Genomic DNA, 23,256 nt, shown 5'->3' with positions numbered 1-23,256 from the left:
AATCAATCTTGCTATTCAGCTTTTATTCACCCGCCTAGACTCGCTGCATTCCCGATAAAACAGGTAGGCCGCCATGTCCGAGACGCTGCTCAGTTCCCGCAATCTGGCTTTCGAGCTGTATGAAGTCCTCGATGCCGAAGGCCTGACCCAGCGCGAGCGGTTCGCCGAGCACAACCGCGAAACCTTCGACGCCGCCCTCGGCACCGCGCGCAGCATCGCCGAGAAGTTCTTCGCCCCGCACAACCGCAAGGGCGACGAAAACGAACCGCGTTACGAAGACGGCCAGGCGATCCTGATTCCGGAAGTCAAACCCGCGGTCGACGCCTTTCTCGAAGCCGGTTTTCTCAATGCCGCGCGCAGCTTCGAGGCCGGCGGCATGCAACTGCCGACGCTGTTGTCCCAAGCCTGCTTCGCCCACTTCCAGGCGGCCAACGCGGCGTCCACCTCGTACCCGTTCCTGACCATGGGCGCGGCCAACCTGATCGAAAGCTTCGGCACCGACGAGCAGAAGCAGCGCTTCCTGCAACCGATGATCGACGGGCGCTTCTTCGGCACCATGGCCCTGACCGAACCCCATGCCGGCTCGTCGCTGTCGGATATCCGCACCCGCGCTGAACCCGCGGCGGACGGCACCTACCGGCTCAAGGGCAACAAGATCTTCATCTCCGGCGGCGACCACCCGCTGTCGGAGAACATCGTGCACATGGTGCTGGCCAAGCTGCCGGACGCGCCGGCCGGGGTGAAAGGCATCTCGCTGTTCATCGTGCCCAAGTTCCTGGTCAACGACGACGGCAGCCTGGGTAAACGCAACGATGTGCTGCTGGCCGGTCTGTTCCACAAGATGGGCTGGCGCGGCACCACCTCCACGGCGCTGAACTTCGGCGATAACGGGGAGTGCGTGGGTTATCTGGTAGGCAAGCCGCACCATGGCCTGAGCTATATGTTCCAGATGATGAACGAGGCGCGGATCGGCGTCGGCATGGGCGCGGTGATGCTCGGGTATGCCGGCTACCTGTACTCCCTGGAATACGCCCGCGAACGCCCGCAGGGCCGCCTACCGGACAGCAAGGACCCGAGCACCGCGCCGGTATCGATCGTCCAGCATGCCGACGTCAGGCGCATGCTGTTGACCCAGAAGGCCTATGTCGAAGGCGCTTTCGACCTCGGCCTGTATGCCGCGCGACTGTTCGACGACACCACCACCCTGGCCAGCGAAGATGCGCGCAAGCAGGCCCACGAACTGCTGGACCTGCTGACCCCCATCGTCAAATCCTGGCCATCGGAGTTCTGCCTGAAGGCCAACGAGCTGGCGATCCAGATTCTCGGCGGCCACGGCTACACCCGCGAATACCCGGTGGAACAGTATTACCGCGACAACCGCCTGAACCCGATCCACGAAGGCACCCACGGCATCCAGTCGCTGGACCTGCTGGGGCGCAAGCTGGCGCAGAACGGCGGCGCCGGCCTCAAGCAACTGATCCGCCTGATCGCCGACACCAGCGAACGGGCCCGGGCCCACGACGTGCTGAGCGCCCTGCGCCAACCGCTGGAAACACTGGTGGCGCGCCTGCAAGGCGTGACCCTCGGCCTGCTCGCCGACCTGGCCCAGGGCAAGGTCAACAGCAGCCTGGCCAACTCGGCGCTGTACCTGAAAGCCTTCGGTCATGCGGTGATCGGCTGGCGCTGGCTGGAGCAGGCGATCCGCGCCCAGGAAGGCCTGGCCCGGGGTAATGCGGCGGACGAGGGGTTCTACAAGGGCAAGCTGCAGGCGGCGCGGTACTTCCTGACCTGGGAAGTGCCGGCCTGCCACCACGAACTGGCCTTGCTGGAAGCGCGGGACGATACCTGCCTGGGCATGCAGGACGCGTGGTTCTGAAGCCCTGAAACCGCATCGCGAGCAGGCTCGCTCCTACAAGAAGCAAGCCTGCTCGCGATAACGACTCCCCTGATACAACCGCGCTACGACTGCGCTTAACCCGGTCAGTTCTGGCTGATCGTCTTGGAGATCACCTCGACCGTGGCGCTGACTTGCTCTTGGTAACGGTCGAGTTCCTGCTTGTGGCGCTTTTGCATTTCCAGCTGCTGGGAACACAGGTTCATCGCCGCCAGTACCAGCAGGCGGTCGCCAATCAGCGTCGGGTATTTCTTCTTGGTCTCGGCCAGGGTGGCCTTCAACATCAACGCAGCATCCAGCAGGGTTTGCTCTTCCCCGGCCGGCGCCTTGATCGAGTAGTCCTCGCCGAGAATCGAGACGACCTTGACTCCGTCGACACCCTGCCTCATGCGCCGACAGGACCTGCGCTGACGCGCTCGACCAGGGCCTGGATACGGGCCGCCGTGGCACCTTGCTTCTCTTCCTGTTCCATCAGGCTCAGTTGCAGGCTTTCGTTCTCATCCTTGGCCTGGGCCAGTTCTGCCTTCAGGGTTTCGTTCGTGCCCGACAATTCCTGGTTCTGTTGCACCAGGTCACCGACAAGCTGTTCCAACTGGCTTAGGGATGCTTCCAACATTTTGATTTTCCGAGCGTTTTTCAAAGGGCGCGTACGATAAAGAAAAGTCACCCCGGATACCAGGCTTATCCCGGCGCAACGCCTTGATATGCCTGGCGGGCGACCTTGCCTGCGAGCTTTAAAGACTGCCATTCGCCTTTCTGGTTCCTGACACTTCGTCGTTCATCAGAACTTTCTGAAACTCGCGCCCCTGCTTCAAGAATCCATTTCTGCGCGCGATAGGTCAGGGGAGCCTATCAACCACCGCGGCAGGGATTGCGCACACTTGAGGTAGACCCCCATGTCTCTTCGCAACATGAACATCGCGCCGAGGGCGTTTCTCGGCTTTGCCTTCATCGGCGGCCTGATGTTGTGCCTGGGTATATTCGCCCTGAACCAGATGAGCAAGATTCGCGCGGCGACCACCACCATCACCACCGACAACATGCCCAGCATCCAGAGCATCGACGAGTTCACGCAGCAGATGCTGCGGCTACAAGTGCTGTCCTATCGCCTGGTGGTCAACCGCGGCCCCGAGGTGCAGGCCAAGACCCGCGAATCGCTCGAACAGGGCAACCAGGCGGTGGAAAAGACCCGCGAAACCTATGAAAAACTGGTCAGCAGCCCGGAGGAAAGCGAAGCCTACGAGCACTTCCTCAAGCTGCTGGGCGAGTACCGCCAGCTTGAAGAGCGGGTCAAGGACCTGTCGCGCAACAACCACCTCGACGAGTTGCAGCAGATGCTCAACAACGAGCTGATGAGCAACTCGCGCGAGATCAACAAGGTGCTGAACCTGCTGGTCCAGATCAACAGCCAGCGCTCCCAGGAGGCCAACCAGCAAGCCGCCGAGGAATACACGTCGGCGTTCAATCTGGTGGTCGTCCTGCTGGTGCTGTCCACCACTCTGACCGTGGCGTTCGCCTGGCTGCTGACCCGCAGCATTACCCGGCCCATCGCCAATGCCCTGCATGCCGCGGAATACATCGCCGAAGGCGACCTCACCCAGGCCATCGAAGTCGCCGGGCGCGACGAACCCGGGCGCCTGCTCCAGGCCATGGCGACCATGCAGGAAAAACTGCGCCAGACCCTGCTGCATATTTCCGGCTCCGCCAGCCAGCTGGCCTCGGCCGCGGAACAGTTGAACAGCGTCACCGACGAAGGCGCCCACGGCCTGACCCAGCAGAACAACGAAATCGAACAGGCGGCCACCGCGGTCAACGAAATGACCTGCGCCGTCGAGGAAGTCGCGCGCAACGCCGTAAGCACCGCCGAGGCCTCGAGCGATGCCACGCAATCGGCCGGCGAAGGCCGCAACCTGGTACTCGAAACCGTCAACGCCATAGAGTTCATGAGCAGCGAAGTACAGAGCTCGGCCAACATGATCAGCGAACTGGCCGAAGAGTCGCGGGACATCGGCAAAGTGCTGGACGTGATCCGCGGCCTGGCCGACCAGACCAACCTGCTGGCCTTGAACGCCGCGATAGAAGCAGCCAGGGCCGGCGACGCCGGACGCGGGTTCGCGGTGGTGGCCGACGAGGTACGCGCCCTGGCCCACCGCACCCAACAGTCCACCAGCGAAATCGAACGCATGATCGGCAGCATCCAGAGCGGCACCGAACACGCGGTCGAGTCGATGCGCACCAGCACCGAGCGCGCCGGCTCGACCCTGAGCATCGCCCGTGGCGCCGGCGAAGCCCTGGACACCATCAACACCGCGGTCAACGAAATCAACGAGCGCAACCTGGTCATCGCCAGCGCCGCCGAAGAGCAGGCCCTGGTGGCCCGCGAAGTCGACCGCAACCTGGTGAACATCCGCGACCTGTCGGTGCAATCGGCCACCGGCGCCAACCAGACCAGCGATGCCGCCCACGAACTGTCGCGCCTGGCCGTGGACCTGAACGGCATGGTGGCGCGATTCGCCCTGTAACACCCCGCTCACCGTCGCCTGCGCCGGCCACCACGGAGCCATATGGATTCCGTCGGCGGCCGGCGACGTTTTTTTGCCGCCTGCAAACAGGCGCAAAAAGCTCTTTGACAGCATCGTATTTCAACAGGTTAGAATCGCTGGCACGCAGACTGCATGGTCAGTCTGTGCCCGCCTTTTACGCTTCTGGAGTACTGCCTTTGAATGCGACGACCATCAACAGCCTGTTCTTGATCGGCGCGTTGCTGGTAGGTGCGAGCATTCTGGTGAGTTCACTTTCGTCCCGCCTGGGCATCCCGATCCTGGTGATCATCCTGGCCGTGGGCATGGCGGCCGGCGTCGACGGCGGCGGCATCATCTTCAACAACTATCCGACCGCCTACCTGGTGGGCAACCTCGCGCTCGCGGTGATCCTCCTCGACGGCGGCCTGCGCACCCGGGTCTCGAGTTTCCGCGTGGCCTTGTGGCCCGCCCTGTCGCTGGCCACGGTCGGCGTGCTGATCACCACCGGCCTGACCGGCATGGTGGCTGCCTGGCTGTTCGACCTGAACCTGATCCAGGGCCTGCTGATCGGCGCCATCGTCGGATCCACCGATGCCGCGGCGGTGTTTTCGCTGCTGGGCGGCAAGGGCCTGAACGAACGGGTCACCGCCAGCCTGGAGATCGAATCCGGCAGCAACGACCCGATGGCGGTGTTCCTCACCGTGACCCTGATCGACATGCTCGCCAGCGGCCAGACCGGCCTGCACTGGAGCCTGCTGGGGCACCTGGTGCGCGAGTTCGGCATCGGCGGCCTGATCGGCCTCGGCGGCGGCTGGCTGATGCTGCAACTGGTGAACCGCATCAACCTGGCCACCGGCCTGTACCCGATCCTGGTGATCGCCGGCGGCCTGTTGATCTTCGCCCTGACCAACGCCCTGCACGGCAGCGGCTTCCTCGCGGTCTACCTGTGCGGCCTGGTGATCGGCAACCGCCCGGTGCGCAGCCGCCACGGCATCCTGCATATGCTCGACGGCATGGCCTGGCTGGCGCAGATCGGCATGTTCCTGGTGCTGGGCCTCCTGGTCACGCCCCACGACCTGCTGCCCATCGCCCTGCCGGCGCTGGGCCTGGCGCTGTGGATGATTCTGTTTGCCCGGCCGCTGTCGGTGATGGTCGGCCTGCTGCCGTTCAAGGCCTTCCACGGCCGCGAGAAAGCCTTTATTTCCTGGGTCGGCCTGCGCGGCGCGGTGCCGATCATTCTCGCGGTGTTCCCGTTGATGGCCGGGCTGCCCGAGGCCCAGCTGTATTTCAACCTGGCCTTCTTCATCGTGCTGGTGTCGCTGTTGGTGCAAGGCACCAGCCTGCCGTGGATCGCCAAGCTGCTGAAGGTCACGGTACCGCCGGAGCCGGCGCCGATTTCCCGGGCCGCCCTGGAGGTGCACGTCACCAGCGAGTGGGAGCTGTTCGTCTACCGCCTCGGCGCGGAGAAATGGTGCATCGGCGCGGCGCTGCGCGAGCTGAAAATGCCCGAAGGCACGCGTATCGCTGCTCTGTTTCGCGGTCAGCAATTACTCCATCCGTCGGGTAGTACGGTGCTGGAAGTCGATGATTTGCTGTGCGTAATCGGCCATGAACACAACCTTTCCGCCCTCGGCAAACTGTTCAGCCAGGCCCCGCAACGGGGCCTGGATCTGCGCTTCTTCGGCGACTTCGTACTGGAGGGCGACGCCCAGCTGGGCGCGGTTTCAGCCCTGTACGGGCTCCAGCTCGAAGGGGTCGATCCGCAGATGCCGCTCGGCCGTTTCATCACCCAGAAAGTCGGGGGCGCGCCAGTGGTCGGCGACCAGGTGGAATGGAACGCGACCATTTGGACAGTTGCCGTGATGGACGGGAACAAGATCAGCAAAGTGGGCGTCAGATTCCCCGAAGGAAGTCGCCCGGGCCCCGGGCTCTTCCTCTAAACTGCCTTTTTTCTCATCCTGCTCGACCGGTCTCTATGCCAACCCTGCGTACCCTTATCGCCACTGCCCTGCTGGGCTTGAGTCTTTCTGTCGGCCCACTGCAAGCGGCCGAACCGCCCAGCGCCGAGTCCGTCCAGCAGAGCCTGGATAAAATAGCCGAGCGCAAATTGCCGGAGGCCGATCAGAAGGCCCTGCAAGCGGTGCTGCAACAGACCCTCACGCAGCTGTCGAACCAGCAGGATTACCAGCAGCGCCTGAGCGATCTCAAGCAACAGCTCAACGGCGCACCGCGCCAGACCAGCGAAAACCAGCGCGAACTGGCCCGCCTGAAAGCCACCAAGGTGGTGCCGGTGGCCCAGCGCTACGCCAGCCTGCCGGTGTCGCAGCTCGAACAGTTGCTGACCGAACGCACCACCCAGCAGGGCGAGCTGCAAAAGGCCCTGGCCGAGGCCAACAGCCTGACCATTACCGCGCAGACCCGGCCCGAGCGCGCCCAGGCCGAGATCAGCAGCAGCCAGACCCGCACCCAGCAGATCAACACGATCCTCAAGATCGGCAAGGACGCCGGCAAGCCGATCACCGCCGACCAGCGCAACCAGCTCAATGCCGAACTCGCGGCCATCAATGCGCTGATCCCGCTGCGCCGCCAGGAGCTGGCCGGCAACAACCAGTTGCAGGACCTGGGCAACAGCCAGCACGACCTGCTGATGGAAAAGACCGCGCGCCTGGAACAGGAAATCCAGGACCTGCAGACCCTGATCAACCAGAAGCGCCTGGCCCAGTCCCAGGAAACCGTCACCCAGCAATCGATCGAAGCGCAGAAAGCCGGTAGTAGCAGCCTGCTGGCCACCGAGAGCGCGGCCAACCTGAAGCTCTCCGACTACCTGCTCAAAAGCACCGACCGCCTCAACGAGCTGACCCAGCAGAACCTGCAGACCAAGCAGCAACTCGACAGCGTGACCCAGAGCGACGCCACCCTGGACGAGCAGATCAACGTGCTCAAGGGCAGCCTGTTGCTGTCGAAGATCCTCTACAAGCAGAAGCAGGCGCTACCGCACTTGCGGCTCGACCGCGACCTGGCCGACCAGATCGCCGACATCCGCCTGTACCAGTTCGAGATCAACCAGCAACGCGAGCTGATCAGCAGCCCCAGCAGCTATGTCGAAAACCTGCTGGCCACCCAACCGTCCGAGCAGGTCACGCCGCAGTTGCGCAAGACCCTGCTGGACCTGGCCATCACCCGCGCCGACCTGCTGGAGCGCCTGAGCCGCGAACTGAGCGCGCTGCTTAACGAATCCATCACCTTGCAGCTCAACCAGAAGCAACTGCTGAGCACTTCGCAGAGCCTGCGCGCGACCCTCGACGAGCAGATGTTCTGGATTCCCAGCAACAAGCCGCTGGACCTCGAATGGCTGCAAGCGGTGCCGCTGCGCATGGAAAAACAGGTCGTCACCCTGCCCTGGTCGTCCAGCTTGAGCGAACTGGCTGACGGCCTGACCCAACGGCCGCTGCTGTTCCTGCCCCTGCTGTTGCTGATCGCCGCCCTGCTGTGGCGGCGCAAGCACCTGTACCGACGCCTGAACAAGGTTCACCAGGACATCGGCCACTTCAAGCGCGACAGCCAGTGGCACACGCCGCAGGCGATCCTGATCAACATCCTGCTGGCGATGCCGGTCGCCCTGGGCCTGGCGCTCTGCGGCCTGGCCTTGCAGATCGACGCCCGCGGGCAGAACGCCAACCTTGGCGCGGCGCTGGTGCAGATGGCCCAGGCCTGGCTGGTGTTCTACACCGCCTATCGGACCCTGGCCCCCGGCGGCGTGGCCGAACTGCATTTCCGCTGGGAAAAACCCCAGGTCGAGTTCCTCCAGGGCTGGGTCCGACGCCTCGGGCTGGTGGTCATGGCGCTGGTCGCCGTGGTCGCCGTGGCCGAGCATCAACCGGCGGCGCTGGCCGACGACGTGCTCGGCATCGGCGTGGTGCTGACCTGCTACGCGCTGATGGCCTGGTTGCTCAGCCGCCTGCTGCTGAGCAGCCCGACCCATCAGAATGCCTCGCTGTTCCGCAAGGCGGTGGCGGTGCTGTTCACCGTGCTGCCGATCGCCTTGTTCGTCGCGGTGTGCTTCGGCTACTACTACACCGCGCTGAAACTCAGCGACCGCCTGATCAACACTCTGTACCTGCTGATGCTCTGGCTGGTGATCGAAGCCACCTTCGTCCGCGGCCTGGCCGTGGCCGCGCGGCGCCTGGCCTACCAGCGGGCTCTGAGCAAACGCCAGGCCGCCCGGGAATCCGGAGACGGCGAGGCGGTGGTCGAAGAACCGACCATGGACATCGAGAAGGTCAACGAACAGTCCCTGCGCCTGATCCGCCTGGCCCTGCTCGGCGGTTTCATCGCCGCGCTGTACTGGGCCTGGTCGGACCTGATCAGCGTCTTCTCCTACCTGGACAACGTCACCCTCTACGAATACACCAGCGGCACCGGCGCCAACATGAGCATGGTGCCCATCAGCATCGGCGACATGCTCGGCGCGCTGATCATCGTCGGCATCACCTTCGCCCTGGCGCGCAACTTGCCCGGCCTGCTGGAAGTGCTGGTGCTGTCCAAGCTGAACCTGGCCCAGGGCAGCGCCTACGCGACCACCACGCTGCTGTCCTATGTGATCGCCGGCGTCGGTTTCGTCTCGACCCTGTCGACCCTCGGCGTCAGCTGGGACAAGTTGCAATGGCTGGTGGCGGCGCTGTCGGTGGGCCTGGGTTTCGGCATGCAGGCGATCTTCGCCAACTTCATCTCTGGCATCATCATCCTGTTCGAGCGCCCGGTCCGGATCGGCGACACCATCACCATCGGCAACCTGTCGGGCACGGTGAGCAAGATCCGCATCCGCGCCACCACCATCACCGACTTCGACCGCAAGGACATCATTGTCCCGAACCAGACCTTCATTACCGGGCAACTGATCAACTGGTCGCTGACCGACACCATCACCCGGGTGACCCTCAAGCTCGGCGTCGACTACGGCTCGGACCTGGACCTGGTCAAGGAACTGCTGCTCAAGGCGGCCCGCGAGAACCCGCGGGTACTGAAAGAACCCGAGCCTCATGTGTACTTCCTCAACTTCGGCGAAAGCACCCTCGACCACGAACTGCGCATGCACGTGCGCGAACTGGGCGACCGCAACCCAGTGATCGACGAGGTCAACCGCTTCATCAACCGCGAGTTCAAGAAGCAGCACATCAACATCTCGTTCCGCCAGATGGAGGTCTACCTGAAGAACCTCCACGGCCAGGAATACAAGCTGGTGCCGATCGAAGCGGAGGCCAAGACCGTCGTCGCGACGGCCGACGGCAAAGCGCTGCCGGAACCGCCGCCCGCCAAGCTCGACTAAGGCCGCTATCCCTAGCAGAATGCTCGGACATTTTGCTGGAGATGGCCGTTGAAAGCCCTCGACGAACTGAGCTTCGACAATCGCTTCGCCCGCCTGGGCGACGCGTTCTCAACCCATGTGCTGCCCGAGCCGATCGACCGTCCGCGCCTGGTGGTGGCCAGCCCGGCCGCCATGGCGCTGCTGGACCTGGACCCGCACGTCGCCGAAAGCCCGGTATTCGCCGAACTGTTCGGCGGGCACAAGTTGTGGGCCGAAGCGGAACCGCGGGCCATGGTCTATTCCGGGCACCAGTTCGGCTCCTACAACCCGCAATTGGGCGACGGCCGCGGGCTGCTGCTGGGCGAGGTGTACAACGCCGCCGGCGAGCACTGGGACCTGCACCTCAAGGGCGCCGGCCAGACGCCCTACTCGCGCATGGGCGATGGCCGCGCCGTGCTGCGTTCGTCGATCCGCGAATTCCTCGCCTCCGAGGCGCTGCACGCCCTGGGCATTCCCACCACCCGGGCGCTGTGCGTGATCGGCTCCGACACCCCGGTCTGGCGCGAAAAACAGGAGCGCGCGGCCATGCTGCTGCGCATGGCGCCCAGCCATATCCGCTTCGGCCACTTCGAGTACTTCTATTACACCAAGCGCCCCGAGCAGCAGAAGCAACTGGGCGAGCATGTGCTGGCCCTGCATTTTCCCGAGTGCCTGGAGCAGCCGGAACCCTACCTGGCGATGTTCCGCGAAATCGTCGAGCGCAACGCCGAACTGATCGCCAAATGGCAGGCCTACGGTTTCTGCCATGGGGTGATGAACACCGACAACATGTCGATCCTGGGCATCACCTTCGACTTCGGGCCGTTCGCCTTCCTCGACGACTTCGACGCGAACTTCATCTGCAACCATTCCGACGACCAGGGCCGCTACTCGTTCAGCAATCAGGTGCCGATCGGCCAGTGGAACCTCAGCGCCCTGGCCCAGGCGCTGACGCCGTTCATCAGCGTCGATGCCCTGCGCGAAACCCTCGGCCTGTTCCTGCCGCTGTTCCAGGCCCATTACCTGGACCTGATGCGCCGCCGCCTCGGCCTGACCACCGCCGAAGACGAAGACCAGCAACTGCTGGAGCGCCTGCTGCAACTGATGCAGGGCAGCGGCGTGGACTACAGCCTGTTCTTCCGCCGCCTGGGCGACGAGCCGGCGGAGCTGGCCGTGGCCCGCCTGCGCGACGACTTCGTCGACCGGCAGGGTTTCGACGGCTGGGCCGAACGCTACCTGGCCCGCGTCGCCCGCGAGCCGGACCTCGACCAGGAACGGCGGCGCGCCCGCATGCATGCGGTCAACCCGCTGTACGTCCTGCGCAATTACCTGGCGCAGAAAGCCATCGATGCCGCCGAACAAGGGGACTACTCCGAGGTGCGCCGCCTGCATGCGGTGCTGAGCCAACCGTTCGAGCAGCAACCCGGCATGGACAGCTACGCCGAGCGCCCGCCGGAATGGGGCAAGCATCTGGAAATCAGCTGTTCTTCCTGAGCCTTCAGATAAAGGTTTCCACCGAGACGCCAAAGCGCTCGGCCAGCCAGCGGATCTGCCGCAGGTTGAGCTGGCGCTTGCCGCTCAGGACCTCCGAGACCACCGACTGCGCGCCGACGCCGGGCAGGTCGCTCTGGGTCAGGCCGTGTTCGCGCATCATGTAGCGCAGTACATCCACGCCACTGGCAACCGGCATCGGGCGATGCTCAAGATCGTAGGCTTCGATCCAGTCGCCGATGATGTCCACCAGACTGTTGAGTGGGTGGGCTTCGTCTTCCCCGGTCAGATCCAATAACTCGTCAAGGGCCTCGACCAACTGGTCGTAGTCAGCCTCGGTTTTCGGTTTACGCAGCAACGGCGCAACGAACTCCCAGTGTTCGGCCACTTGCTTGATCAACGCACTCATCCTCGATCCTCCTTCCACTTGCCCCGGTCATATTCTCGATGGTCCAGCACATGGCGGATAAAGAGCTTTTGCGTGGCGTAACGGACCAACGCAATCACCCGTATCTTATTGCCGCCGATATCGAACACATGGAACGGTCCGACCTTGTCCACTGCTGGAAACATTGCCCTCATGGCAGAAAAATCCGCCAGCCGATTGCGCTTGAGCGCGCGATACCAGTCATCCAGTGCCTTGGCCGAGTGTGGCCATTTTTCCTTAGCATCCCAAATTCGTTTAGCCGTGATTACACGCATGCAAAGTCCCTATCGCATACTGCTATGGCAGCCTAGAGGGTGAAGCAACTTATCGCAAGTTGCTATAGATGCATCCAGACCAATGGGCCTGAGGCATCGCCTCTCATCAGCCTAGAACCGAGCAGGCGATGACTGCGCAAAGATGTATGAGCGTATGCGACAGCTTGATAAACCGGCCCACAGACTCCAGATCGAAGCCATCGACCCCTTATCCAGGAGCCCCTCATGCCCGCCCCACTGCTGATCCCCTGCCCCCATTGCAACGGCTTGAACCGCATCCCCGCCGAGCGTCTGGGCGATGCGCCCAAATGCGGGCGCTGCAAGGGCCAGGTGCTGTTGAGCCAGCCCTTCGAGCTGAAACAGGGCGACTACGCCAGCCAGATCAAAGGCGACCTGCCGCTATTGGTGGATGTCTGGGCGGATTGGTGCGGGCCGTGCAAATCCTTCGCGCCGGTCTTCGAGCAGGCCGCCGCGCAACTGGCGGGCAAGTGCCGCCTGGCCAAGCTCGACAGCGAGGCCAATCAGCAACTGTCGGCGCAGTTGGGGATTCGTTCGATTCCCAGCCTGATCCTGTTCAAGAACGGCCGGGAAGTGGCACGCCAGAGTGGCGCCTTCCCGTTACCGCAGTTGATGAGCTGGTTGCGCAGCCAGGGCATCTGAGGGTCATTGCAGAATCGCCTGGACGTGTAGGAGCGAGGCTTACCCGCGATAAAGGCCTGACAGCCAACACCGCTGCCAGGTGTCAGGCCATCATCGCGACAAGCAGGGTCAGGCGCTTTCCAGCAGATTGTGCAAATCGACGAACTGCTGGGTCAGCTTGTGCCGGGGGTCGAGGTGGATCAGCGGCAGGCTGGCCTGGTGGGACTCGCGCATCCGCACCGAACTGGCCAGGTACACCGGCAAGACCGGCAGGCCTTCGGCGATCAGTTCGTCGAGCATCTGCTGGGGCAGGCTGGCGCGGGCCTGGAACTGGTTGACCACGATGCCTTCGACCTGCAAGTCCTCATTGTGGTCGTCCTTCAGCTCTTCGATCTCCGCCAGCAGGCCATACAGCGCCTGCCGGGAAAAGCTGTCGCAGTCAAAGGGAATCAACACGCGATCGGCGGCGATCAACGCCGAAACCGCATAGAAGTTCAAGGCCGGCGGCGTATCCAGGTAGATCCGATCGTAGTCTTCGGCCAACTCATCCAGCAGTTTGCGCAGCTTGTTGATCTTGTGTTTCGCCTCAAGCTTGGGCTGCAGGTCCGCCAGTTCCGCGGTGGCCGTTACCACATGCAGGTTATCGAACGGCGTTTCGTAGATATCGACCTGGTTTTTCTTCGAGAACGGTCCGGAAGACAAGGTCTGCTTGAAAAAATCGGCGATCCCCATCGGGATATCGCTGCCGGTCAGCCCGGTGAGGTATTGAGTGGAGTTGGCCTGGGCGTCCAGGTCCACCAGCAGGGTGCGATACCCTTCGCTGGCGCTCACGGCCGCCAGATTGCAGGCGATGCTGGATTTGCCGACCCCGCCCTTCTGATTGAACACCACGCGCCGCATGTCAGAACCTCCCTGCATCAAAGATCACCGAGTGTAGTAGTGAGTAGCGCTGCTTCGCTACCTTGCCAGCCACAGACTGACGAGTCAGGGCCGCGGGCTGGAAAAACAGCTCGGGGCCGCTGGCGTTTTCCGTGGTTTCGGTCTGCTCCGGCAAATAATGGCCAAGAGACATCTTTATGCTGTCGAATTTGCCATTTTCACTGGGTAAAACGTAACCAATGTTTGCTACAAGCCAGACACACCGGGATAATGCGCGCCACTCGGCTGTAGCTCCCTGCACGCCTGACACGTCAAGGAAGCCCGCAGGGGCGGGATGAATCTTCAAGTGATCAACTTCAACATCGCCCAATGGCGCGCGTGGGCCCCTGGGCTCGAAAGCGTGGACGATTGGCAGGCCTGGAGCCGACAGCCGGTCGTGCTTGAGAGCAGCGATGCGGCCCCCGACGTGTCGTTTCTCCCGGCCATGCAGCGCCGGCGCCTCAGCCGCCTGGCCCGCATGGCGTTCAGCGTCGGCTGGCCCCTGGCCGAAGGCCTGGAACAGCTACCGTTGGTCTTTATTTCCCGCCATGGCGAAACGCCGCGGACCCTGGACATTCTCAGCGACCTGGCGGCCGAACAGCCGCTGTCGCCGACCCAGTTCAGCCTTTCGGTGCACAACGCAGTGATCGGCCTGTGGTCGATCATGCGCGGCGAAACCAGCGAAATGACCGCCCTCGCCGCCGCTCGCGACGGCCTCGAACACGGCCTGCTAGAGGCCGCGGCCCTGCTTGCCGAAGGCGCGCCGGCGGTGCTGCTGGTGATCGCCGAAGAGCAGCCCCCCGCCGCCTATGCCCGCTGGATCGACGACGTTCCGTTTCCCTATGCGCTGGGCCTGCTGTTGACTCCGGGCACGCAGTGGCAACTGAGCCTCGGTACGGCTACCGGGGAAATACCGCCAGCCGACTGGCCCCATGCCTTGAATCTCTTGCGTACCCTGCTCGGCGAGCAGACTTTTTGCCAACATGCCTGGAAGAACCGTGTATGGAACTGGCAACGCAACCGGTAACCGCGAAACCTCGCGACGCCTATTACTGGCGCCTGGTCGCCACGGCGCTGAGCTTCGCCCTGTTCGGCCTCGGCGGCCTGTGCCTGCGCCTGGCGGTGTTCCCCCTGCTCGCCTGCCTGCCCGGCGACGCCGAAGCCCATCGCCAGCGCGCGCGCCGAACCATCAGCCGGCTGTTCTGGCTGTTCATCCGGTTCATGGCCCGCAGCGGCGTGCTGACCTATGAAGTCCAGGGCGCGGACCGGCTCGGCCGCCCCGGACAGATGATCATCGCCAACCATCCGTCGCTGATCGACGTGGTGTTCCTTATCGGCCTGGTGCGCAACGCCAACTGCGTGGTCAAGCAGAGCCTGTGGCAGAACCCCTTTACCCGCGGCCCAGTCCGCGAAGCCGAATACATCAGCAACGACGGCAGCATGGACATGCTCGACGCCGCTGGCGAAGCCCTGCGCGGCGGCCAGACCCTGGTGATTTTCCCCGAAGGCACCCGCACCCAGCCAGGCGAGGCGCCGGCCTTTCATCGGGGGGGCGCGGCAATTGCCCTGCGGGGTGCGAGAATCATCACCCCGGTGGTCATCAAGGTCAGCCCGACCACCCTGACCAAGGCCGAGCCCTGGTATCGCATCCCTTTGCGCCGCGTGCACTTCAGTTTCCGCGTCGGCGCCGATATAGACCCGAACGTCTTTGCCGACCAGGGCCCCGCCCCCCAGGCCTCGCGCAAGCTCAACGATTATTTGCATCATTACTTCATTAAGGAGCTCGCCGAAGATGAGCGATCTGCACCAGGAAATTAAAATGTTGATCATCGACGCCCTCGGCCTCGAAGACATCAGCGTGCACGACATCGGCGACGAGCAGACGCTCTTCGGTGAGGGCCTGGGCCTGGATTCGGTCGACGCCCTGGAACTGGGCCTGGCGATCCAGAAACGCTACGGCATCAAGATCGACGCCGACGCCAAGGACACCCGCAACCACTTCTCCAACGTGGCGAGCCTCGCGGCGTTCGTCACTGCAAAACAGGCAGCTTGAGACCGGACCATGCAAACTCGTGACGACATCTTCAACACCCTGCGTGATGCCCTGGTGGAACTCTTCGAACTGGAACCGGAACGCGTGAGCCTGGAATCCAACCTGTATCAGGACCTGGAAATCGACAGCATCGACGCCGTCGACCTGATCGACCACATCAAGCGCAAGACCGGCAAGAAAATCGCCGCCGAGGAATTCAAGTCGGTGCGGACCGTCAACGACGTGGTCGAGGCGGTCTATCGTCTGGTCCAGCCGGCCGCATGAGCCGTCTGGTCGGCCTTGGCCTGCTGCTGGCGGGCCTGTTGTATCCCTTCGCGGTGTATTTCGGCATGGAGCATTTCGCTCCATGGCAGTTCGGCCTGTTGCTCGGCGGCCTGTGGCTGGCCCGGGCGCTGACCGGCGAGCGGCGGCCCGGCAGCCTGTGGATGGCGCTCGCCGCCCTGCTTTTCTGCCTGCTGCTGGCGCTGTTCGACAGCCCGGCGTTGCTGCGCTGGTACCCGGTGTTGATCAGCGGCTTCATGCTCGCGCTGTTCGGCCTGAGCCTGAAATACGGCCCGCCGGTGGCCGAACGCCTGGCCCGCTTGAGCGAGCCGGAGCTGCCGGAAAAAGCGATTCGCTATACCCGCCAGGTGACCGTCGCCTGGAGTGTGTTTTTCCTCTGTAACGGATTGCTCGCCGCCGCCCTGACCCTGTGGGCGCCGCTGAGCTGGTGGACGTTGTACAACGGCCTGATCGCCTACGGGCTGATGGGTTTGCTGTTTGCCATTGAATGGCTGTTACGACAACGCGTACGAGGCCGCGCATGAATTGGATAAAACTTGAGCAACTGTTGCTCAAGTCGTTGCCGGAACGGGCCGTCGCGCTCGACCCGGCACTCGATCACAGCACCCTGCAACGCCAGGCCCTGAGCCTGGCCGCGGGCTTGCGGGCCCAGGGCGTACAGCGCCTGGCCCTGCACCTGGAAGACGCCGCCGAGCTGGCCGTCGCCCTGCTCGGCGCCTGGCGCGCCGGGGTCGAGGTGCTGTTGCCCGCCGACCTGCAACCGCAGACCCGGCAACGCTGGTCGACCCAGGTCGATCTATGGCTGACCGACCAACCCGGCGACGCCTGCCTGGGCGACTTCGAGCAGCCGCCGTTGCCCGCCGCCGCGCTCGACCTCGACGCCTGCCGCCTGAGCCTGTGCACCTCCGGCTCCAGCGGCGAACCCAAGCGCATCGACAAATCCCTGCGCCAGTTGGCCAACGAAGTCGAGGCCCTGGAGCAGCTGTGGGGCGAAGGCCTGGGCCAGGCCTGCATCATTGGCAGCGTCGCCACCCAACATATCTACGGCCTGCTGTTCCGCGTGCTCTGGCCGCTCTGCGCCAGGCGCGCGTTCGTGCGGCGCCAATTGCCGTTTCCGGAAGACCTGCAACGCGCCAGCCGCCAACAGCCGGCTTTCGCCTGGGTCGCCAGCCCGGCGTTGCTCAAACGCATGGGCGACAACCTCGACTGGCCGGCCCTCGGCCCGGTACGCCGGGTGTTTTCCTCCGGCGGCGCCCTGCCCGCCGAAGCCGCGCAACTGTTACGGCAGCGCCTGCAGCAGTGGCCGACGGAAATCCTCGGCAGTTCGGAAACCGGCGGCATCGCCTGGCGCCAGGGCGACAGCCTGTGGCAGGCCTTTGCCGGGGTCGAGCTGAGCCAGGACCGTGACGGCGCCTTGCTGATCGCCTCGCCCTACCTGCCGGCCGGGCATGTCGAACACACCGCCGATGCCGTGCGCATCGCCGCCGACGGGCGCTTCGAGCTGCTCGGACGCCTGGACCGGATCGTCAAGCTGGAAGAAAAACGCATTTCCCTGCCCATGCTCGAACAGGCCCTGGCCGAACATGCCTGGGTCGCCGAAGCACGCCTGGGCGTAGTCCGGGAAAACCGCGCCTCCCTCGGCGCGCTGCTGGTCCTTAGCGAGCAAGGCCTGCACGCCTTGCGCAACCAGGGCCGCCGGGCACTGACGCAAACCCTGCGCCAGCACCTGAGCCAGCATTGCGAAACCCTGGCCCTGCCCCGTCGCTGGCGCCTGCTGCGGCAGTTGCCGCTGAACAATCAGGGCAAGCTGCCCCAGGCCGAGGTCGACGCCCTGCTGCTGGCCCCGCGTCCGCAGGCGCCGGAAGTGTTGGAGCAGCTCGAAACCGAGGGCGAGTGGAGCCTGCAACTGGCGATCCCGCCGGACCTGGCCTATTTCAGCGGCCACTTCCCCCAGGCCCCGGTGTTGCCGGGGGTGGTGCAGGTGGACTGGGCCCTGGCGCTGGGCCAGCAGTTGCTCGCCTTGCCGGGGCGTTTTGCCGGCATGGAAGTGCTGAAGTTCCAGCAACTGGTGCGGCCGGGCGATCAGGTGCAATTGCACCTGCGCTTCGATGCCGAGCGCGGCAAGTTGTACTTCGCCTATCGCAACGCCACCGCCGCCTGCTCCAGCGGCCGCATTCTGCTGGAGAACGCCTGTGGATAAGTTGTTGGCCCTCGGCGAGCGCTGCGCGCTCGATCGCGAGCAAGCTTGCTCCTACAAGGGCCTGCGCAAATCCTGTAGGAGCGAGCTTGCTCGCGATAAGGCCACCACCGATGCATAACCCCTGCGCGGTCATCCCGGTCTACAACCACGAAACCGCCGTGCCGGCGGTGGTCGACGCGCTGCTCGCCAGCGGCCTGCCCTGCGTGCTGGTGGACGACGCCAGCAGCCCGGCCTGCGCCGCCGTGCTGGAGCACCTGGCCGAGCGCGAGCAGGTGTTCCTGGTCAAGCTCGCAGTCAACCAGGGCAAGGGCGGCGCGGTCATGGCCGGGCTGCGCGAAGCGGCACGCCTGGGCTTCAGCCACGCCCTGCAAGTGGACGCCGACGGCCAGCACGACCTGCGCGACGTCGAAGCCTTCATCGACCACTCGCGGACCCATCCCGACGCCCTGATCTGTGGTTACCCGCAGTACGACGCCAGCGTGCCCAAGGGCCGCCTGTACGCGCGCTACCTGACCCACGTCTGGGTCTGGATCAACAGCCTGTCGCTACAGATCCCCGATTCCATGTGCGGTTTTCGCGTCTACCCGCTGCCGCCGACCCTGGCCCTGATCGACTCGGTGAAACTCGGCAAGCGCATGGACTTCGACCCGGAAATCCTCGTGCGCCTGGCCTGGCGCAACCAGCCGATGCGCTGGCTACCGACCCAGGTCCACTACCCGCAGGACGGCCTGTCGCACTTTCGCCTGTTCCATGACAACGCGCTGATTTCCGGCATGCACACCAGGCTGTTCTTCGGCATGTTGCTGCGCGCGCCGCTGATCCTCTGGCGACGGTGGCAGGCATGACAATGCAACAAGACCAACAGCACTGGGCCGAACACCAGGAGCGCGGCAGCTTCTGGCTGATGAAGCTCACCGCCTTCGGCGTGCGCGTGCTCGGGCGCCGAGTGCTGAGCCCGGTGCTGTACGTCATCGTGTTCTACTTCTTCCTGTTCGGCCGCAGTGCCCGCGCCAGCGCCTGGCTGTACCAGCAGCGCCTGGCGCAATGGAGCGGCAAGGCCGAACTGCGCCCCAGCCACTGGCGGGTGTTCGGCCAGTTCATGGCGTTCGCCGACGCGCTGTTGGACAAGCTCGACGTGTGGAACGGCAAGCTGCGCCTGGAACAGATCGAGATAGTCGACCCGGCCCTGCTGCGCGACCAGTTGCGCGGCGCCCGCGGGCAGATGCTGGTGGGCGCCCACCTGGGCAACCTCGAAGTCTGCCGGGCCCTGGCCGAGCTGGGCGAGAAGGTCACCATGAACGTGCTGGTGCACACCAAGCACGCCGAACGCTTCAACCGTCTGCTGGGCGAGGCCGGGGCCAGCAACCTGCGGCTGATCCAGGTCAGCGAGCTGGACCCGGCGATCATGCTGCAACTCAGCCAGCGCCTGGACCGCGGCGAATGGCTGGCGATTGCCGGCGACCGCGTGCCGCTGCACGGCGGGCGCAACGTGCGGGTGGATTTCCTCGGCCACCCGGCACCGTTCCCCCAGGGCCCGTGGCTGCTGGCGGGGCTGCTGAAATGCCCGGTCAACCTGCTGCTGTGCCTGAAGCGCGACGGCCGCTACCGCGTGATCCTCGAACCCTTTGCCGAAGCCGTGGCGTGGAAGCGCAGCGACCGCGAGCAGGTGATCGCCCAGTGGACCGCCCGCTACGCCGAACGCCTGGGCCAGTACTGCCTCGAAGCGCCCCAACAATGGTTCAACTTTTACCCTTTCTGGAAGACCGATGACGACGCATCCGCTTGAGCCGGTAACCTTCGGCGAACTCCCTTTGCGCATCGAAGACGTGCTGGCCCTGGCCAACCGTCGGGCGCCGAGCCAATTGCAGGGCGACCGCGCCTTCCGCGAGCGCATCGCCAAGGGCGCGCAGTTCCTCGACTCGTTGCTGGACAAGGAAGGCGTGATCTACGGCGTGACCACCGGCTACGGCGACTCCTGCGTGGTCGCGGTGCCGCTGCAGCACGTCGAGGCACTGCCGCGGCATCTGTACACCTTCCACGGCTGCGGCCTGGGCCAGTTGCTGGACGCGCAAGCCACCCGCGCGGTGCTGGCGGCGCGCTTGCAGTCGCTGTGCCACGGCGTCTCCGGGGTGCGCGTGGAGCTGCTGGAACGCCTGCAAGCGTTCCTCGACCACGACATCCTGCCGTTGATTCCCGAGGAGGGCTCGGTGGGCGCCAGCGGCGACCTGACACCGCTGTCTTACGTGGCCGCGACCCTGTCCGGCGAGCGTGACGTCATGTTCCGCGGCGAGCGCCGCGGCGCGGCCGAGGTCCACCGCGAACTGGGCTGGGAGCCGCTGGTGCTACGCCCGAAAGAAGCCCTGGCGCTGATGAACGGCACCGCGGTGATGACCGGCCTGGCCTGCCTGGCTTTCGCCCGCGCCGACTACCTGCTGCAACTGGCCACGCGCATCACCGCGCTGAACGTGGTCGCCCTGCAAGGCAACCCGGAGCACTTCGACGAGCGCCTGTTCGCCGCCAAGCCGCACCCGGGGCAGATGCAGGTCGCCGCCTGGCTGCGCCAGGACCTGGCCATCGACGCCCCGACCGCGCCGCTGCACCGTTTGCAGGACCGCTACTCGCTGCGCTGCGCGCCCCATGTGCTGGGCGTGCTGGCCGACAGCCTGGGCTGGCTGCGCGGCTTTATCGAGACCGAGCTGAACAGCGCCAACGACAACCCGATCATCGACGCCGAAGCCGAACGCGTGCTGCACGGCGGGCACTTCTACGGCGGGCATATCGCCTTCGCCATGGACAGCCTGAAGAACCTGGTGGCCAACGTCGCCGACCTGCTGGACCGCCAGCTCGCGCTGCTGGTGGACGAGCGCTACAACCACGGCCTGCCGAGCAACCTGTCGGGCGCCCCGGCGGACCGCGCCATGCTCAACCACGGCTTCAAGGCGGTGCAGATCGGCGCCAGCGCCTGGACCGCCGAAGCGCTGAAAAACACCATGCCCGCCAGCGTGTTCTCGCGCTCCACCGAATGCCACAACCAGGACAAGGTGAGCATGGGCACCATCGCCGCCCGCGATGCGCTGCGCACCCTGGAGCTGACCGAGCAGGTCGCCGCCGCGACCCTGCTGGCCGCCCAGCAAGGCGTCTGGCTGCGCGGCCAGGCCGACGCGGCGCGGCCGTTGCCGCCAGCCCTGGCCGCCATGCACGCCGAACTGGCCAAGGACTTCGCCCCGGTGATCGAGGACCGCGCCCTGGAAGGCGAGCTGCGCCTGTGCCTGCAACGTATCTCCGCACAACACTGGAGGCTGCATGCGTAGCCGGGGCGTGCTGCACGCGGACACCGAGATCCAGGTGCCGTTTTTCGACGTCGACACCATGCATGTGGTCTGGCACGGGCACTACGTGAAGTACCTGGAAGTGGCCCGCTGCGCCCTGCTCGACAAGCTCGGCCACAACTACAACCAGATGCTCGAGTCCGGCTACGCCTGGCCGGTGATCGACCTGCAACTGCGCTACGTGCGCGGCGCGGTGTTCGGCCAGAAGCTCAACGTCCGCGCAAGCCTGGTGGAGTGGGAAAACCGCCTGAAGATCAACTACCTGATCAGCGACCTGGAAAGCGGCGAACGCCTGACCCGCGCCTGCTCGGTGCAGGTGGCGGTAGAGATCGCCAGCCGCGAGATGCAGCTGGCTTCGCCCAAGGTGTTTGTGGATGCCGTCGAGAGATCACTGCCATGACGCGTCCGCTTCCTGTAGGAGCGAGCTTGCTCGCGAAAATCGCCAACCTTTACGCAGGTCACCTGACACCCCGCGGCGCCCTGCGGTTTTTCGCGAGCAAGCTCGCTCCTACAGTGTTCGCGCTGCTGGCTACTTCTGGCCTGGCCCAGGCCTTCGACCTGCAACAGCTCAGCGAGCAACTGGCCAAACCCGAGGTGATCCACGGCGGCTTCGTCCAGGAAAAACGCCTGCGCGCCCTGCCCCAGCCGCTGACCAGCAAGGGCCGTTTCGTCCTGGCGAAAAACCACGGCCTGCTGTGGCTGCTGAAAACCCCGCTGCAACAGGACTACCGCATCAGCGCCCAAGGCATCGCCCGGCGCGACGCCAGCAGCTGGCAAATGCTGCCGAACAAGAGCGCCGGGGCGCAGCAGAACCGCTTGTTCCTCGCCGTGCTGCAAGGCGACAGCAGCGGCCTGCAACGCGACTTTGAGCTGGCCCTGAGCGGCGATGCGCAGCACTGGAAACTGACCCTGACCCCGCGCTCGCTGCTGCTCAAGCAGGTGTTCGACCAGATCAACATCGACGGCGGCGAACTGGTACAGCGTATCGAGCTGCTGGAAACCCAGGGCGACAGCACCGTACTGACTATGCACGACAGTGTCAGCAACCTGCCTTTGAGCGATGCGGAGCAGCATGATTTTGCCGAGTGAACGCGGCTGGCCGCGCCTGTTCCTGCTCCTGCTGGTGGCCGTACTGGCCCTGGCCGGCTGGCAATGGCGCCACGGCGCGCCGCTGTCGGCCAACCTCATGGAGCTGGTACCGGGCACCGCCCCCGATGCCCTGGAGCTCAAGGCCGAACAGCGCATGCAAGAACCGCTGAACCGCGAAATGCTGGTGCTGGTGGGCCACGCCGAGCGCGAGCAGGCCATCGCCATGGCCCGCCAATTGGGCGAGCAGTGGCAAGCCAGCGGGCTGTTCGAGAAGGTCCAGTGGAACCTGCAAGCCGACCTGCCGGCGTTGCGGGCGCAATTGCTGCAAGGGCGCCTGGCGATGCTTTCCGCCGCCGACCGCCAGCAGCTGGTCGAACAACCCGCGGCGTTTATCCAGCAGCGCGTCCAGGCACTGTTCGACCCCTTCGGCGGTTTCAGCCTGGTGCCGAGCCAGGACGACTGGCTGGGCCTGACCGGCCGCATCCAGAACAGCCAGCCGCAACGCGGCGCGGTGCAACTGGACGTCGGTAGCGGCGCGCTGATCGCCGAGGCCGACGGCAAGAGCTGGGTGCTGCTGCGCGCGCTCACCACCGGCAACGCCTTCGACATGAACCTGCCGCTGCAGGTCGCCGAACTGCTGAAAAACAGCCGCGAACAGGCCGCCCGGGCCGACGTCCAGTTGCTGGCGGCCAGCGGCCTGCTCTACGCCGCCAACGGCCAGCAGCAGGCGACCCGCGAGATCACCTGGGTCGGCGGCGGCGCCACCGCCGGCATTCTCCTGCTGCTGTTGCTG

At 64.9% G+C, this 23,256-nt stretch carries 23 protein-coding genes and 2 pseudogenes; 19 read left to right on the top strand and 6 right to left on the bottom strand.

The genetic code is table 11. From position 1 onward, the window contains the following. Positions 1-73 precede the first annotated feature (73 nt). Entirely contained in the window at positions 74-1,876 is a 1,803-nt protein-coding gene (locus BTN82_RS02085; protein ID WP_075117529.1) for an acyl-CoA dehydrogenase, read from the top strand. 104 nt (positions 1,877-1,980) lie between these two features. On the opposite strand, the gene BTN82_RS02080 is transcribed toward BTN82_RS02085, so the two are convergent. Both BTN82_RS02080 and BTN82_RS02075 read right to left on the bottom strand, forming a co-directional pair. Beyond that, a complete protein-coding gene (locus BTN82_RS02080; protein ID WP_075117528.1) occupies positions 1,981-2,283 on the bottom strand; it encodes a cell division protein ZapA in 303 nt (100 codons plus the stop codon). Continuing rightward, positions 2,280-2,510, bottom strand: a complete 231-nt coding sequence (locus tag BTN82_RS02075; protein WP_075117527.1) for a hypothetical protein — start codon at positions 2,508-2,510, stop codon at positions 2,280-2,282. The genes BTN82_RS02080 and BTN82_RS02075 overlap by 4 nt, the downstream gene beginning before the upstream one ends. Before the next feature lie 280 nt (positions 2,511-2,790). Here BTN82_RS02075 and BTN82_RS31765 point away from each other — a divergent pair. The 5 genes and pseudogenes from BTN82_RS31765 to selO form a co-directional block, all read left to right on the top strand. Continuing rightward, a pseudogene (locus BTN82_RS31765) lies at positions 2,791-3,561 on the top strand (MCP four helix bundle domain-containing protein); the annotation flags it as partial. Continuing rightward, complete coding sequence (locus BTN82_RS31760; protein ID WP_410002780.1) at positions 3,544-4,416, top strand: methyl-accepting chemotaxis protein; 873 nt, start codon at positions 3,544-3,546, stop codon at positions 4,414-4,416. The pseudogene BTN82_RS31765 and the gene BTN82_RS31760, both read left to right, overlap by 18 nt. Positions 4,417-4,613: 197 nt before the next feature. Then, positions 4,614-6,356 carry a potassium/proton antiporter gene (locus BTN82_RS02065; protein WP_075117525.1) on the top strand — a complete coding sequence of 581 codons (1,743 nt, stop codon included), beginning with the start codon at positions 4,614-4,616 and terminating at the stop codon, positions 6,354-6,356. Between the two features lie 35 nt (positions 6,357-6,391). Further along, entirely contained in the window at positions 6,392-9,742 is a 3,351-nt protein-coding gene (gene mscK, locus BTN82_RS02060) for a mechanosensitive channel MscK (protein WP_075117524.1), read from the top strand. 48 nt (positions 9,743-9,790) lie between these two features. Continuing rightward, the gene (gene selO, locus BTN82_RS02055; RefSeq protein ID WP_075117523.1) at positions 9,791-11,254 is read left to right on the top strand and encodes a protein adenylyltransferase SelO; all 1,464 of its coding nucleotides are present in this window, start codon (positions 9,791-9,793) and stop codon (positions 11,252-11,254) included. A 4-nt stretch (positions 11,255-11,258) separates the two neighbouring features. Here selO and BTN82_RS02050 read toward each other — a convergent pair whose 3' ends face one another. Together BTN82_RS02050 and BTN82_RS02045 are read right to left on the bottom strand one after the other, a co-directional pair. After that, the gene (locus BTN82_RS02050; protein WP_075117522.1) at positions 11,259-11,660 is read right to left on the bottom strand and encodes a type II toxin-antitoxin system HigA family antitoxin; all 402 of its coding nucleotides are present in this window, start codon (positions 11,658-11,660) and stop codon (positions 11,259-11,261) included. Further along, positions 11,657-11,953, bottom strand: a complete 297-nt coding sequence (locus tag BTN82_RS02045; RefSeq protein WP_075117521.1) for a type II toxin-antitoxin system HigB family toxin — start codon at positions 11,951-11,953, stop codon at positions 11,657-11,659. The genes BTN82_RS02050 and BTN82_RS02045 overlap by 4 nt, the downstream gene beginning before the upstream one ends. 225 nt (positions 11,954-12,178) lie before the next feature. On the opposite strand from BTN82_RS02045, the gene trxC reads away from it, so the two are divergent. Continuing rightward, positions 12,179-12,613, top strand: coding sequence for a thioredoxin TrxC (gene trxC / locus BTN82_RS02040; protein ID WP_075117520.1), 435 nt, complete (start codon positions 12,179-12,181; stop codon positions 12,611-12,613). Positions 12,614-12,721: 108 nt separating this feature from the next. Here the strand turns inward: trxC and BTN82_RS02035 are convergent, their stop codons facing one another. Next, positions 12,722-13,492: a ParA family protein gene (locus BTN82_RS02035; protein ID WP_075117519.1), complete on the bottom strand. Its 771-nt coding sequence runs from the start codon at positions 13,490-13,492 to the stop codon at positions 12,722-12,724. Position 13,493: 1 nt separating this feature from the next. Continuing rightward, complete coding sequence (locus BTN82_RS30830) at positions 13,494-13,817, bottom strand: hypothetical protein (protein ID WP_148169441.1); 324 nt, start codon at positions 13,815-13,817, stop codon at positions 13,494-13,496. On the opposite strand from BTN82_RS30830, the gene BTN82_RS02030 reads away from it, so the two are divergent. The 12 genes and pseudogenes from BTN82_RS02030 to BTN82_RS01975 all read left to right on the top strand — a co-directional run. Further along, complete coding sequence (locus tag BTN82_RS02030) at positions 13,806-14,537, top strand: beta-ketoacyl synthase chain length factor (protein WP_075117518.1); 732 nt, start codon at positions 13,806-13,808, stop codon at positions 14,535-14,537. The two genes, BTN82_RS30830 and BTN82_RS02030, sit on opposite strands and share 12 nt — an antisense overlap. Further along, complete coding sequence (locus BTN82_RS02025; protein WP_075117517.1) at positions 14,513-15,328, top strand: lysophospholipid acyltransferase family protein; 816 nt, start codon at positions 14,513-14,515, stop codon at positions 15,326-15,328. The genes BTN82_RS02030 and BTN82_RS02025 overlap by 25 nt, the downstream gene beginning before the upstream one ends. Further along, entirely contained in the window at positions 15,303-15,563 is a 261-nt protein-coding gene (locus BTN82_RS02020; protein WP_075117516.1) for a phosphopantetheine-binding protein, read from the top strand. Before BTN82_RS02025 ends, BTN82_RS02020 begins: the two co-directional genes overlap by 26 nt. 9 nt (positions 15,564-15,572) lie before the next feature. Next, a complete protein-coding gene (locus tag BTN82_RS02015) occupies positions 15,573-15,827 on the top strand; it encodes an acyl carrier protein (protein ID WP_007926835.1) in 255 nt (84 codons plus the stop codon). Then, complete coding sequence (locus tag BTN82_RS02010) at positions 15,824-16,369, top strand: hypothetical protein (RefSeq protein ID WP_075117515.1); 546 nt, start codon at positions 15,824-15,826, stop codon at positions 16,367-16,369. The genes BTN82_RS02015 and BTN82_RS02010 overlap by 4 nt, the downstream gene beginning before the upstream one ends. Further along, positions 16,366-18,045, top strand: coding sequence for an acyl-CoA synthetase family protein (locus BTN82_RS02005; RefSeq protein ID WP_075117514.1), 1,680 nt, complete (start codon positions 16,366-16,368; stop codon positions 18,043-18,045). The genes BTN82_RS02010 and BTN82_RS02005 overlap by 4 nt, the downstream gene beginning before the upstream one ends. Before the next feature lie 110 nt (positions 18,046-18,155). Then, a complete protein-coding gene (locus tag BTN82_RS02000) occupies positions 18,156-18,890 on the top strand; it encodes a glycosyltransferase family 2 protein (RefSeq protein ID WP_075117513.1) in 735 nt (244 codons plus the stop codon). Positions 18,891-18,892: 2 nt separating this feature from the next. Further along, positions 18,893-19,831 (top strand): glycosyl transferase, encoded by a 939-nt coding sequence (locus BTN82_RS01995; protein ID WP_075117512.1) that lies wholly within the window; start codon positions 18,893-18,895, stop codon positions 19,829-19,831. Next, on the top strand, positions 19,812-21,356 hold the full coding sequence (gene hutH / locus BTN82_RS01990) for a histidine ammonia-lyase (RefSeq protein WP_075117511.1): 1,545 nt from the start codon (positions 19,812-19,814) through the stop codon (positions 21,354-21,356). Before BTN82_RS01995 ends, hutH begins: the two co-directional genes overlap by 20 nt. Beyond that, the gene (locus BTN82_RS01985; RefSeq protein WP_075117510.1) at positions 21,349-21,774 is read left to right on the top strand and encodes an acyl-CoA thioesterase; all 426 of its coding nucleotides are present in this window, start codon (positions 21,349-21,351) and stop codon (positions 21,772-21,774) included. The genes hutH and BTN82_RS01985 overlap by 8 nt, the downstream gene beginning before the upstream one ends. Beyond that, positions 21,771-22,463 (top strand): outer membrane lipoprotein carrier protein LolA, encoded by a 693-nt coding sequence (locus BTN82_RS01980; RefSeq protein WP_075117509.1) that lies wholly within the window; start codon positions 21,771-21,773, stop codon positions 22,461-22,463. Before BTN82_RS01985 ends, BTN82_RS01980 begins: the two co-directional genes overlap by 4 nt. Further along, positions 22,447-23,256: pseudogene (locus BTN82_RS01975) on the top strand (hypothetical protein); the annotation flags it as partial. The gene BTN82_RS01980 and the pseudogene BTN82_RS01975, both read left to right, overlap by 17 nt.

This window comes from Pseudomonas chlororaphis (genome assembly GCF_001921865.1).
Lineage (GTDB): Bacteria > Pseudomonadota > Gammaproteobacteria > Pseudomonadales > Pseudomonadaceae > Aquipseudomonas > Aquipseudomonas chlororaphis_D.
This window is presented reverse-complemented; position numbering and strand designations above follow the sequence as displayed.

Excerpts from the sequence above, each read along its gene's own strand:
- BTN82_RS02085 (WP_075117529.1), top strand. The coding sequence starts at position 74 with ATGTCCGAGACGCTGCTCAGTTCCCGCAATCTGGCTTTCGAGCTGTAT.
- BTN82_RS02080 (WP_075117528.1), bottom strand. The coding sequence starts at position 2,283 with ATGAGGCAGGGTGTCGACGGAGTCAAGGTCGTCTCGATTCTCGGCGAG.
- BTN82_RS02075 (WP_075117527.1), bottom strand. The coding sequence starts at position 2,510 with ATGTTGGAAGCATCCCTAAGCCAGTTGGAACAGCTTGTCGGTGACCTG.
- BTN82_RS31760 (WP_410002780.1), top strand. The coding sequence starts at position 3,544 with ATGGCGACCATGCAGGAAAAACTGCGCCAGACCCTGCTGCATATTTCC.
- mscK (WP_075117524.1), top strand. The coding sequence starts at position 6,392 with ATGCCAACCCTGCGTACCCTTATCGCCACTGCCCTGCTGGGCTTGAGT.
- BTN82_RS02050 (WP_075117522.1), bottom strand. The coding sequence starts at position 11,660 with ATGAGTGCGTTGATCAAGCAAGTGGCCGAACACTGGGAGTTCGTTGCG.
- BTN82_RS02045 (WP_075117521.1), bottom strand. The coding sequence starts at position 11,953 with ATGCGTGTAATCACGGCTAAACGAATTTGGGATGCTAAGGAAAAATGG.
- trxC (WP_075117520.1), top strand. The coding sequence starts at position 12,179 with ATGCCCGCCCCACTGCTGATCCCCTGCCCCCATTGCAACGGCTTGAAC.
- BTN82_RS02035 (WP_075117519.1), bottom strand. The coding sequence starts at position 13,492 with ATGCGGCGCGTGGTGTTCAATCAGAAGGGCGGGGTCGGCAAATCCAGC.
- BTN82_RS02030 (WP_075117518.1), top strand. The coding sequence starts at position 13,806 with ATGAATCTTCAAGTGATCAACTTCAACATCGCCCAATGGCGCGCGTGG.
- BTN82_RS02025 (WP_075117517.1), top strand. The coding sequence starts at position 14,513 with ATGGAACTGGCAACGCAACCGGTAACCGCGAAACCTCGCGACGCCTAT.
- BTN82_RS02020 (WP_075117516.1), top strand. The coding sequence starts at position 15,303 with ATGAGCGATCTGCACCAGGAAATTAAAATGTTGATCATCGACGCCCTC.
- BTN82_RS02015 (WP_007926835.1), top strand. The coding sequence starts at position 15,573 with ATGCAAACTCGTGACGACATCTTCAACACCCTGCGTGATGCCCTGGTG.
- BTN82_RS02010 (WP_075117515.1), top strand. The coding sequence starts at position 15,824 with ATGAGCCGTCTGGTCGGCCTTGGCCTGCTGCTGGCGGGCCTGTTGTAT.
- BTN82_RS02005 (WP_075117514.1), top strand. The coding sequence starts at position 16,366 with ATGAATTGGATAAAACTTGAGCAACTGTTGCTCAAGTCGTTGCCGGAA.
- BTN82_RS02000 (WP_075117513.1), top strand. The coding sequence starts at position 18,156 with ATGCATAACCCCTGCGCGGTCATCCCGGTCTACAACCACGAAACCGCC.
- BTN82_RS01995 (WP_075117512.1), top strand. The coding sequence starts at position 18,893 with ATGCAACAAGACCAACAGCACTGGGCCGAACACCAGGAGCGCGGCAGC.
- hutH (WP_075117511.1), top strand. The coding sequence starts at position 19,812 with ATGACGACGCATCCGCTTGAGCCGGTAACCTTCGGCGAACTCCCTTTG.
- BTN82_RS01985 (WP_075117510.1), top strand. The coding sequence starts at position 21,349 with ATGCGTAGCCGGGGCGTGCTGCACGCGGACACCGAGATCCAGGTGCCG.
- BTN82_RS01980 (WP_075117509.1), top strand. The coding sequence starts at position 21,771 with ATGACGCGTCCGCTTCCTGTAGGAGCGAGCTTGCTCGCGAAAATCGCC.